The sequence below is a fragment of the Kocuria sp. genome, from assembly GCF_030536815.1.
In the GTDB taxonomy this organism is placed as follows: Bacteria; Actinomycetota; Actinomycetes; order Actinomycetales; family Micrococcaceae; genus Kocuria; species Kocuria gwangalliensis.
In genome coordinates this window covers 1-11,234 of the sequence record NZ_JAUNPE010000005.1, presented here as the reverse complement: position 1 = coordinate 11,234, position 11,234 = coordinate 1, and the positions used below count along the sequence as shown (strand labels likewise).

11 protein-coding genes are annotated in these 11,234 nt (G+C 68.2%); 8 read left to right on the top strand and 3 right to left on the bottom strand.

Annotated elements, in window-relative coordinates:
- From Q4E95_RS01335 to Q4E95_RS01310, 6 genes are all read left to right on the top strand, one after another.
- Nucleotides 1-432 (top strand): hypothetical protein (locus tag Q4E95_RS01335; protein WP_303381613.1); only part of this gene is annotated, 432 nt, incomplete at its 5' end.
- Nucleotides 433-1,008: 576 nt separating this feature from the next.
- Nucleotides 1,009-1,149 (top strand): hypothetical protein, encoded by a 141-nt coding sequence (locus Q4E95_RS01330; RefSeq protein WP_303381612.1) that lies wholly within the window; start codon nucleotides 1,009-1,011, stop codon nucleotides 1,147-1,149.
- 130 nt (nucleotides 1,150-1,279) lie between these two features.
- The gene (locus Q4E95_RS01325; protein ID WP_095650768.1) at nucleotides 1,280-2,074 is read left to right on the top strand and encodes a cytochrome c oxidase assembly protein; all 795 of its coding nucleotides are present in this window, start codon (nucleotides 1,280-1,282) and stop codon (nucleotides 2,072-2,074) included.
- A 51-nt stretch (nucleotides 2,075-2,125) separates the two neighbouring features.
- On the top strand, nucleotides 2,126-2,341 hold the full coding sequence (locus Q4E95_RS01320) for a hypothetical protein (RefSeq protein ID WP_095650769.1): 216 nt from the start codon (nucleotides 2,126-2,128) through the stop codon (nucleotides 2,339-2,341).
- 403 nt (nucleotides 2,342-2,744) lie between these two features.
- On the top strand, nucleotides 2,745-3,464 hold the full coding sequence (locus Q4E95_RS01315) for a response regulator transcription factor (RefSeq protein WP_095650770.1): 720 nt from the start codon (nucleotides 2,745-2,747) through the stop codon (nucleotides 3,462-3,464).
- On the top strand, nucleotides 3,461-4,600 hold the full coding sequence (locus Q4E95_RS01310) for a cell wall metabolism sensor histidine kinase WalK (RefSeq protein ID WP_238663208.1): 1,140 nt from the start codon (nucleotides 3,461-3,463) through the stop codon (nucleotides 4,598-4,600). The genes Q4E95_RS01315 and Q4E95_RS01310 overlap by 4 nt, the downstream gene beginning before the upstream one ends.
- 108 nt (nucleotides 4,601-4,708) lie before the next feature.
- Here Q4E95_RS01310 and Q4E95_RS01305 read toward each other — a convergent pair whose 3' ends face one another.
- Nucleotides 4,709-5,938, bottom strand: coding sequence for a heparan-alpha-glucosaminide N-acetyltransferase domain-containing protein (locus Q4E95_RS01305; RefSeq protein ID WP_238663207.1), 1,230 nt, complete (start codon nucleotides 5,936-5,938; stop codon nucleotides 4,709-4,711).
- A 560-nt stretch (nucleotides 5,939-6,498) separates the two neighbouring features.
- Between Q4E95_RS01305 and Q4E95_RS01300 the strand changes: the two genes are divergently transcribed.
- Both Q4E95_RS01300 and Q4E95_RS01295 read left to right on the top strand, forming a co-directional pair.
- Entirely contained in the window at nucleotides 6,499-7,746 is a 1,248-nt protein-coding gene (locus Q4E95_RS01300; RefSeq protein WP_109223276.1) for an IS256 family transposase, read from the top strand.
- A gap of 200 nt (nucleotides 7,747-7,946) precedes the next feature.
- Nucleotides 7,947-10,040, top strand: a complete 2,094-nt coding sequence (locus Q4E95_RS01295; RefSeq protein ID WP_109222922.1) for an acyltransferase family protein — start codon at nucleotides 7,947-7,949, stop codon at nucleotides 10,038-10,040.
- 185 nt (nucleotides 10,041-10,225) lie between these two features.
- Here Q4E95_RS01295 and Q4E95_RS01290 read toward each other — a convergent pair whose 3' ends face one another.
- The gene (locus Q4E95_RS01290; RefSeq protein ID WP_109222923.1) at nucleotides 10,226-10,798 is read right to left on the bottom strand and encodes a hypothetical protein; all 573 of its coding nucleotides are present in this window, start codon (nucleotides 10,796-10,798) and stop codon (nucleotides 10,226-10,228) included.
- Nucleotides 10,795-11,022, bottom strand: coding sequence for a zf-TFIIB domain-containing protein (locus tag Q4E95_RS01285; protein ID WP_109222924.1), 228 nt, complete (start codon nucleotides 11,020-11,022; stop codon nucleotides 10,795-10,797). The genes Q4E95_RS01290 and Q4E95_RS01285 overlap by 4 nt, the downstream gene beginning before the upstream one ends.
- Nucleotides 11,023-11,234 lie beyond the last annotated feature (212 nt).

Genomic DNA, 11,234 nt, shown 5'->3' with positions numbered 1-11,234 from the left:
CCACCATCCGCGCCGCCACCGTCCGCGGACACTGGGAAAGAGAAGGATCTCCTGCCCGGGGTGGCGCCCCGGGTTCCGGACACCAGACGGGACACCGATCGCGACGGCACCCTCGATATTGAAGACACCGACCTCGACGGGGACGGCATCGACAACGAGGCTGACGACAACCTCGACGGCGATAAGTTCGTCGATGAGGTTGATCCGGACATGGATGGGGACGGCCTGCTCAATGAAGGAGACCCGGACATTGACGGGGACGGCATCCTCAATGACAAGGAAGAGGGGCCCATACGCCCGGCACGAGTGACGTCCGGCAAACCAACCCCCGAGACTGGCGAGCCGAGCGCTCCGGCAGGAATCACGGCCCCTGCCCGGGGAAATCGGAATGCCGGCACCTCGCCGGCCACCAGTGCAGTGCAGGCACGCTGAGGTGCACCTGATCTCATAACTTGGTCGCCTGGCGCAGTCGGCGAACGTTGATGAGCGGGAGGCCGAGCAGGGCAGAGGACCAGGGTGCCGACGATGCGGTCGTAGCGGATTCCGAGGCGTTTGAAGCGCAAGACCCCGGAGATGGGGCGCTCGACCACCAAGCCGTGTCGATCCAGATGAGTTTTGGCCTCGATCCCACGGCGGGTAACACGCACTTTGATGCCTGGGCGGCGCCGTGGCTGCACGGGACGTCCGCACCGATCGCGCACACCGGAGGTGGCCACCATCAGGAGTTCGAAGAGACGGCTGTCGTGGGTGTTGGCGGCCGGGGCGTGAACGTGCAGGGGCAGGCCGTTGCGGTCAGTGAGCAGGTAGTACTTGGAGCCCGGGTTCGCGTGGTCGGTGGAGTTCGGGCCGGTCAGCTCGCTCCCCTTTTTGGGTTCGTACCGACACCGAGTCGATGCTGGCCCCTGTCCAGTCGAGGATCTGCTCCTCGGAGAGCTCCTCGAGCACGGCCCGGTGGGGCTTCTCTCAAACCCCGGCCGCCTGTCACTCGCGCAGAGGCAACCAGGCGGTGTGTCCGGACCCGTGCCCCAGAGCCGGTGGCAGGTCAACGACACCGAGGTATGCAGCACGAACAAGATGCCCTCCACAGCGGCCCAGTCATCGATCCACGCCGCCTACCGGGACCTCGCGGCGGCGTTAGGGGCGGGATGAGCGGGGCGATCAGCTCCCACAGTCGATCATCCACTGCGGCTTCATCGTGGCCATACAGGAATGGTCAGCCAGCCGGACGAGGGCGATCAACGACCGACCAGGTCTTGAAAACAGATGTACGATAATCGCGATGAGTCACGACCACGGCATGTTCGGTTGGACTTTGTTCAGATACGTCACAGCCCTGGCGTTCGGTCTGGGCGCGGTCGGCTACGCCGCGGGATGGTGGGCGTCCCGCCACCGGGGGCGCTGGCCGATCCACCGCGCCGTGCTGTGGTACACCGGGCTCTTCTGCGCCGGGGTCGGGCTGGTGGGCCCGATCGCTGAAGCCGCCCGCACGAGCTTTCCCGCCCACATGGTCGGGCACCTGCTCTTGGGCATGGTCGCGCCACTGTGTCTGGTGCTCAGTGCCCCGGTCACTCTTGCTCTGCGTGCTTTGCCTGTGGTTCAGGCCCGCGCGCTCTCCTGGGCCCTGCGCACCGCTCTCGTGCGGGCTCTGACCCATCCGGTGGTCGCGGTGGTGCTCAACGTCGGGGGCCTGTGGGCGCTTTACACCACCGATCTGTACGGCATGATGCACACCTCGGTGTGGTTGTATGCGCTCGTCCACGCCCACGTCTTCCTGGCCGGCTATCTTTTCACCGCCGCGATGGTGGGGATTGACCCGAACCCGCACCGGAGCTCCTTCGCCCTGCGGACCGCAGCGCTCATTGGGTTTCTCACAGCCCATTCGATCTTGGCCAAGTGGCTTTACGGCCACCCGCCCGCCGGCGTTGACTTCGCCGACGCGCGAATCGGGGCGCAGATCATGTATTACGGTGGGGACGCCGTGGACGTCACCTTGATCGTTGTTTTCTGCGCCCAGTGGTACACCGCCACCCGCCCCCGTGGAATACCCCTGACAGACACCCATGCACCGCGCTGAGTACACACCCGGCGCCAGCGTCCGTCCAGATCCCTAAGGGAGAATACATCCATGGAGTACTTCGCGGCTGTGCTGCCGTCCATCTGCATCGGCGTCATCTTCTGGCTGATCATGCGTTCGATTTTCCGCGGCGACCGCACCGAGCGCGCCGTCGAATCCGCTTCCCAGGACGACGCAGCACGCTGGTATAAGGACCTCAAGCAACGCGAGAGCGACGCCCTCCCCTTCAGTCCATCCTCCCTCGCCGACAACGAGCCCACGCGCTGACCCCGGGCATCATGTCAGCGGGGGGGCTAGCGGCTGACCGCCTCAGGTGATGGGGAACGCGTCCCCCGCGACGGGGCTGTGGCCCGCCCCGTGACATGCCCGTCGACGGGGCGACCTACGCATCACGGACCCCGTAAGCCAGGACGGCCTCAGATCGTCGGCTGCGGCAGCTCCCGGATCCGCTGATACAGACCACCCGTTGCATCCTCGGATTGTGAAGACGGCGGAGAAGCCGTGACGGTTCACGGTGCGGGAGAGCGTCAACCACACCGACCACCAGCTCGCCGGTGAACCCGTCCACGACTGCCCCACCCGCACCGCCGGTCCCGCGCGGGCAGCACGGCCACCCGGGACACCGAGGCTCACAGCACTCACATCACAGCGATCAGGACAGGGAGGACAGATGACGGATCCGCTCACCGGGCGTGTTCTGGTGGTCGACGATGAGGTCGACCTGGCGGAACTGGTCGCGGAATATCTGCGCAAGGCGGGCCTGGACGTCGAGGTGCGCCACGACGGCACGGACGCGGTGGCCGCGGTGCGGGAGTACGCCCCGGACGTCCTCGTGCTGGATCTGGGGCTACCGGGAATCGACGGGATCGAGGTGTGCCGTCAGGTGCGGACCTTCTCCGACTGCCACGTGCTGATGCTCACCGCCCGCGACGACGAGGTCGACAAGATCGTGGGCCTGTCGGTGGGAGCCGACGACTACGTGACCAAGCCGTTCAGCCCGCGCGAGCTCGTGGCCCGGGTCCAGGCCATGCTGCGCCGGGCCCGCACCCGCCCCGCGCCCACCCCGCCGCCGGCGGGGCGGGCCCAGGAGCTGGTGATCGGGGACCTGGTGGTGGACGAGGCCGCCCGGGAGGTCCGCGTGGGCGGGGAGTCGGTGGCACTGACCCGGATCGAGTTCGATCTGCTGGCCGCCCTGGCGACGCACACGCAGATGGTGCTCTCGCGCCGGCAGCTGGTGGAGATCGTCTGGGACACGCGCTGGACCGGGGACGAACACCTGGTGGACGTGCACATCGGGCGGATCCGCAAGAAGCTCGGCGATGAGGCCGCCAGCCCGAAGTTCATCCATACGATCCGCGGGATCGGTTTCCGGATGGGCACCGGAGAATGAGCAGCACTGTCTTAACAAGCCCGCGCTGGTCCTGGAGCCCGTTGACGGTGCGGTTGATGCTGGCCCAGACCGCGGTGCTGTTGATCGGGTTGATCATCGTGGTCGTGACCGCGGTGCTGGTCGGGCCGAACATGTTCTACCACGAGCTCGTCGAGTCGGGTCACGCCGATGAGGCCCTCGGGCTGGTGCACCTGGAGGACGCCTTCCGCTCGGTGAGTCTCACGGCCCTGGCCATCGGCGGGTTGCCGGCTCTCTACATCGCCGGGCTGCTCACCTTCTACCTTTACCGCACGATCGGGCGGTCCCTGGCCTCTTTCAGCACCGCCGCCGGTGAGGTGGCCGCGGGCAACTACGATGTCCGCGTCACCTCCACCAAGCTGGGCCCGGAGTTCGACGCCCTGGCCTCCTCTTTCAACGAGATGGCGGCCAAGCTCAGCGCGGTGGACACCACACGGCGCCAGATGCTCGCCGACCTAGCCCACGAGATGCGCACCCCACTGGCCAGCCTCAAAGGCCACCTGGAAGGGGTCGAGGACGGGGTGGTCGCCCTCGATGCGCACACCACCGGCATCCTTCACGCCCAGATCACCCGCCTGGAGCGCCTGGCCCGCGACATCCGCCAGCTCACCGCCGCCGAAGAGGGCATGACCCGCCTGCAGCTCACCCCCCAAGACCCGGAGCATTTGGCGGTCCAGGCGGTCGCGGCCATCGAGCCCGACGCCGCCGGCAAGGGTGTGTCGATCACCGCGGTGAGCACCGGCCCGGAGACCGCCCCGGTGCCGCTGGACCCGGAACGGATGGGCCAGGTGCTGAGCAACCTGCTGGAGAACGCCCTGCGCCACACCCCGACCGGGGGCACCATCATCCTGCGCACCGACCACACCGCCGAGGCGGTCACTTACACCGTCACCGACACCGGGGAGGGCATCAGTGCCGAGAGCCTCCCGCACGTCTTCGAGCGCTTCTACCGCGCGAACACCGGCCGGGAGGCCCACCGCGGCGGCTCGGGGCTGGGCCTGGCGATCAGCAAGGCCCTCGTCGAGGCCCAGGGCGGAACCCTGGAGGCCACCAGCGACGGCCACGGCCGGGGCGCCAGCTTCCGGATCCACCTGCCCTACCGTCGCCCCACCGGCTGAACACTGGGAGCACCCGGACCTAAGGCTTGAAAACGACTGCGGGCCGTGCCCGCCACCAAGAGCTTCGGAGCTTGGTGACGGGCACGGCCTGCGGCGGTGCAGAGGCACCTACCTGCGCGAGGTCCCAGTGGTCCCTCCGAGCACGAGCCGGCGGGTGCCTTTCACGCTGAGGCTGACAACCCGTTCCAGCGGGCCCTGGCCCAGGGCGCGGTACCAGGCGACCGCGAACAAGGCCGCCAGCGTCACGTGGATCAGGAACCACAGGTACGGCTGGTCGTAGTGGAGCTCGAAGGACAGGCCCACCAGGTGAGCGGTGTACAGGGTCAGAGTCATGACGCCCATCGCTGCCAGCGGCAGCAGCCAGGCCTCGGCCTTGCGGGCGATCAGCAGGAAGGCCCCGAGCACGGCCAGGCTCACGCCCAGGCTGGCCGCGATCGCCAGCGGGGTGTTGGTGTGCGGGGTGGCGATCGCCAGCCACCACACCGTGGAGGTCGGCAGGGAGTCCGGTCCCCAGATCAGGACCTCGGCGAGTTCCTCCTCACCGAACGAGGAGGCGTCCAGCAGCCGCTGGTAGCCGCCGAAGGCGTAGAGCAGGAAGTAGGAGGTGGCCTGAGCAAAGATCGCGATCCCGACACCGATGACCAGCAGCCGGATCTGCACCTCCTGCTTGCGCAGGTTCAACCGGCCCAGACCCATGCCGACCAGCAGATAAGTCATGTACGGCAGGGCTGGGTAGGTCCCGGTGAGCAGCAACTGGGAGGCCGTGGCCCCCGGCTCCGTCAGGACGGTGGTGAGGGTGGGATTGTAGTTGCTCCAGGCGGGCAGCTCGTTGAGCAGGCCCTGCATCAGCAGCGGGGACACGAGCCCGAAGACCGCCGCGGAGATGAAGAGTACCTTCGGCCCGGCGTGCAGGAAGGGGATTGCCAGCAGGAAGAACACCCCGTAGTAGATTAAGATGTTGTCCGCCGGGGCGTCTTCGGGCATCAGCGTCCCGATCCACAGCCCCACCGCCGCAATCAGCACGGCCCGTATCGCCAGGCCGATCCGGTCGGCGGTCATCGCCTTGCCTTCGTGCGGGTGGCTTCCGCCGGAAGTCAGGGCCAGTCCGACCCCGGCCAGCAGGGCGAACAGGGCTGCGGAGTCCCCGGAGAAGATCCGCCAGGTGAAGCTGGCCTCCCCGGTCTCCTCGTTCCAAGAGGGCAGGATGTGGATGGCCATCAACCCGACCAGCGCCAACCCCCTCGCCGCATCGATCCCCACCAACCGGCGTGTGGGCCGGATCAGTGCATCGTCGAGTCTCCCTGAATCGGTTCTCTCCGCTCGTGACATCGCGCTCATGACTCCCCCTGATCGAGCCGGCCCTTCCAGGGCCAGCGAAGTGTGCGGCCCGTCGGGGGTCGCGTCCATGGCCCCGGGGCATCCGGAGCCGATCTAACTTCAGGGTCTCGTCCACACTTGACGCCCACCTCGCGGGATCCTCAAGATTCCGTCAAGATTCCCACGGAGTTGCGCCGTCGGTGCGTGCCTCCGGCGCCTGCTCGACGTCACAGTGGCCGCAAGAACATCGTCTGCACGGCCAGGGTTTGTCCCGCGCGGCGTCCGATTCCCACGATGGGACCACGGGGGTCGTTGCACCCCGTGGAGCAGCCCGCTCCCGACAGGGCAGGGGGTGGGAGACCAATAAGCGAAACCAGTCGGGCCGGTGGACGGGGAACGAAGCGGTGGGCCGTGGAGGCTTCCGTGTGTGCGGACCATCTAGCGGGCGCAGGCCCCTATGAGTTGAGCCCCCGATAGTGGTGTAGCGCGGTGGCCCTGCTCGTCGTTGCGGACGAGGGCGCGGCCACCGTGAGATCTTTCGAGTTCACCTCTCACAGCACCCTCGAAAGGACATCATCACGATGACCGCTCCTCACATTGTCGACCCCACCGGCCTGCTCGGTGAAGCCCTGTCCGAAGCCTCGCCGGATCTGATGCGCAACCTGCTGCAGACGGTGATCAACGCGCTGCTCTCCGCCGACGCGGACGCGGTGGTCGGCGCCGAGTGGGGCCGACCCGCTCCCGAGCGGGTAACCCAGCGCAACGGCTACCGCCACCGCGACCTCGACACCCGCGTGGGCACGATCGACGTAGCCGTCCCGAAACTGCGGGCCGGCACCTACTTCCCGGAGTGGTTGCTGGAGCGCCGCAAGCGGGCCGAGTCCGCGCTGATCACCGTGGTCGCCGACTGCTACCTCGCCGGGGTCTCGACCCGCCGGATGGACAAGCTGGTGAAGACCCTTGGGATCAACGCCCTGTCGAAGTCCCAGGTCTCAAGGATGGCCGGTGACCTCGACGAGCACGTGGAGTCCTTCCGCCACCGGCCCCTCGGGGACGTCGGGCCGTTCACCTTCGTCGCCGCCGACGCACTGACGATGAAAGTCCGCGAGGGCGGGCGCGTGGTGAACGCGGTCGTGCTCCTGGCCACCGGGGTCAACGGTGACGGCCACCGTGAGGTCCTGGGCATGCGGGTGGCCACGGCCGAGACCGGGGCGGCCTGGAACGAGTTCTTCGCCGATCTGGTGGCCCGCGGCCTGGGCGGGGTCCGCCTGGTCACCAGTGACGCCCACGCCGGGCTCAAGGACGCGATCGCGGCGAACCTGCCCGGGGCGTCCTGGCAGAGGTGCCGCACCCACTACGCGGCCAATCTCATGTCGATTTGCCCGAAGTCCATGTGGCCGGCCGTCAAAGCCATGCTCCACAGCGTCTACGACCAGCCCGACGCGACAGCCGTGAACGCCCAGTTCGACCGGTTGCTGGACTACGTCGCCGAGAAGCTGCCCGCGGTGGCTGAATACCTGGCCGATGCCCGTGAGGACATCCTCGCGTTCACGAACTTCCCCAAGGACGTCTGGGCCCAGATCTGGTCCAACAACCCAGCTGAGCGGCTGAACCGGGAGATCCGGCGCCGGACCGACGCGGTCGGGATCTTCCCCAACCGGCAAGCCATCGTCCGCCTCGTGGGAGCCGTGCTGGCCGAGCAGACCGACGAGTGGGCCGAAGGCCGCCGCTATCTCGGCCTCGAGGTCCTCACCCGCTGCCGGCTCACCACCGTCGCGGACACCGGAAGCGAGGTGACCACCGACCCCCTGACCGCGCTCACAGCCTGACCCTTACACGAAAGATCGCTACACCACTCCAGGGGGCTTGACCAACTGGGCCCCTGCGCCGCCCAGCAATGCAGGGGTCATCGGGTCGCCGGTGACCGGACCCCGGTGCTGGGGGTGGCCGGGGCCGGCGGTAGATTTTCGGCGTTGCCGCCCCGTCCCCTTGTCCACTTTTCGAGGAGCGGCCGTTCAGGAGGTCCTCCATGCCGCGTGTGTTCGGTCAGCCCCTCACCCCCGCTACCGCCGGCACCACCTACGGATCCGATGTCGACGTCCGGCAGGTGGCCCGGTATTCGGGGTTCCGCCCCGAGGTGCAGGGCCTGCGCGCGGTGGCGGTGCTGCTGGTGGTGGTCTACCACGTGTTCCTCGGGCGGGTCTCCGGGGGCGTGGACGTGTTCCTGCTGATCTCCGCGTTCTTCCTCACGCTGTCCTTCGTGCGCAAGCTCGAGGCAGGCCGGCCCCTGGCCCTGGGGCGGTACTGGTTGCACGTGTTCAAGCGGCTGCTGCCGCTGGCGGTGCTCACGATCCTGGCCACCCTGGTGGCAGTGGAGCTGCTCTACCCCGGCTACGACGTCGGACGCTGGCGCGCCGAGGCGCTGGCCTCGGTGTTCTACGCGGAGAACTGGGCGCTGGCGTTGTCCGCGGTGGACTACTACGCGGTGGATCACTCCACGGCCTCGCCGTTCCAGCACTTCTGGTCCCTGTCGGTCCAAGGGCAGGTGTTTCTGCTGTGGCCCCTGGTGTTCGGGGCGGCCTGGTGGCTGCACCGGCGGTTCGGGTGGCGGCCGGTGCCGGTGCTGGCGGTGTTCTTCGCGGCGATCTTCGCGGCCTCCCTGGCCTGGTCGGTGTACTCCACATCCGTTCAGCAGGAGTTCGCCTACTTCGACACCCGCACCCGGTTGTGGGAGTTCGCCCTCGGGTCGCTGCTGGCCCTGGCGCTGCCGTACCTGAATCCGCCCCGGGCAGCCCGGGTGCTCCTGGGCTGGTTCGGGCTGGTCAGCATGGTCTCGGTCGGGGTGCTGGTGGACGTCCAAGGCGCCTTCCCGGGGTGGATCGCGCTGTGGCCGCTGGCCTCGGCGGCGGCGATCATCGTGGCCGGCCGAACCGGGTCCCCGTTCGGGCTGGACCGGATCCTCGCCTCGGCGCCGTTGGTGCGGCTGGGAGACTGCGCCTACGCGCTGTACCTGGTGCACTGGCCGCTGCTGATCACCTATCTGGTGCTGCGCGACCGCCCGATGGCCGGGCCCCGCTCCGGGGTGGTGCTGGTGGTGCTCTCGGTGGTCCTGGCCGTGGTGATCACCCGTTTGGTCGAAGACCGGTTCAAGGCCTGGGCGTGGCCGGAGCAGAACAAGCGGCGCCTGGCGCTCACGGTCGCGGTGAGCCTGGCGGTGGTCGCCGTGCCCGTGCTGTCGCTGCAGCAGGTCCAGGACCGGCGGGCCGCCGAGGTGCTGGCCGCCGCCGATCGCAACAACCCCGGGGCCGCGGCCCTGCTGCCGGGCTTCCAGTACCAGGGTGACCCGGAGGCGGAAGCGATCCCGGTGGTCACCGGCGACTACTACCAGAAACCAGGGCTGGGTGAGCCCTGCCCGGCCGAGCTCGGGATCGCCGACAGCTATCAGCAGTGGTGCTTCGACACCGTCCCCAACGCCGATCCCGCCGCGACACTGATGGTCATCGGCAACAGTCACGTGCACATGTGGATCCCCGCGATCGAGGAACTGGCCAAGGCCAAGAACTGGCGGGTGGTGACCTATATCCGCGGTAACTGCATGTACTCCACCGTCGAGGAACAGGTCGCCGACCACCAGGAATGCGCCCGATGGTTGGAGGGCACCGACCCGGTGATCGAGGCCGTGAACCCGGAGCTGGTGCTGGTCCAGGGCACCCGCAGCACCGATGAGAACGAGGAACAGTTCACCCCCGGGATGGAACAACGCCTCCGTAGCCTGGCGGAGCGCGGCATCCAGGTCATCGGGCTGCGCGACAACGCCCGCTTCGACTTCGTCCCCGCCCAGTGCGCCGTGGACCACGGGGCCGACGCCCCCCAGTGCGCTGCCTCCCACGTGATTCTGGGCCCGGACAGCCCGCTGGACCCGGTGGCCGGCGAACTGGCACAGGTCTCGATGGTCGACCTGGGGGATCTGATCTGCCCCGAAGGCACCTGTGTGCCGGTTATCGGCAACGTGTACACCTACTGGGACAACAATCACCTCACCGTCGAATACGTCCGGACCCTGGCACCCATGTTCACCCAACGCGTCCAGGAAGCCCTCACCAGCGACGGGGCCCCCTACTAACCCCGACCACAAAGCGGGCAGCTCGAAGCCTGGGCGCTGCTGAGCTCGCGGAGATCCGCCTCTAACCGGGCCATATGTAAAGCGATTCCTGGCCAGCTCGACGGTTGGGATCAGGGGTGAGTGGAGAGGTCGGTGCGGTCGCTGGAGAGGATGCTGCGGACGAGTTGCTGCTCGGCGCCAGGACTCTACAGCTGAGCCAGCCGTTCCCGTAGCTGCGCGATCTCCCGGTCCATCGACGGCTCAGCGAGGTTGCTCTGGGCCCAGGCGAAGAACCGCTGCGCCTCATCGAGCAACGAATCGAGGAAGGGGACGGGCTCCACCATCACCCGGGTCTCGTCGGTGGAGAAGAACACCTTGTGCTTGACCGTCTCCAGCACCACCGGCAGCGGCTGGTCCGGGTAGTAGGTCTTCCCGCGGCCGGTGTCCAGGAACTCCTCGACCACATGGAGCAGGTAGCACCACAGCGCCAAGACGTGATCCACCGCCCCGAACGGCAGCAGCTCGGCCCCCTGGTAGCGCAGCCGGATCTCGCCCTCGCTCCAGTCCCGGTCCCGTCGCCGACGGGACTGCCACAGCGCGGCGGCCTCGGCCTCGTGCTCGAAAATGTCCAGCAGGTAGTCCTGAGGATTGGCGGCCACCTTGGCGGGGTCAAAGATCGGTCCGCCCTTGAGGATCAGCGTGGTGCTGCTCAGCCGCGCAGTGCGCTGGTACTGCGCCCACGCCGAGTCACCCGTGGTGGCCGCCCGTGGCTTGCTCACGAGGCGGGCGCCTCGTCGAGTCGGTGCAGCTCGCTCCACAGCGGCGGCCGGCCGCGCAGGAGAAGGAACTGCTCGATCGTCGTCAGGGGTGGACCCGGCAGCTCATCGGTGGCCTCCCACACGCCGTCGCACTCATCGCACACGCGGATGGTCTCGTTCGTGGCGGCCACCTGCCAGGTGGCAAGGACACCGGTGTCACAGACAGGGCACTCATCGGGGTTCATCGCAGCTCCTTCCTTCGGATTCCTCCCGGCCAGGTACCGGGATCGTGATACGGATCGGCCGAGGACCCCGCCGCGCTGTGGCGACAGCGCTCACGAGGTCCTCGAGTGATCAGATTCTGCCCCGGATCACCCCGGCGGCGGAAGACCGCGCCTCTCCCCCCCCGCCGGCAGCGCCCATCCGGGACCGTGTGGGTGCGCCCGGGGGCGGCCCG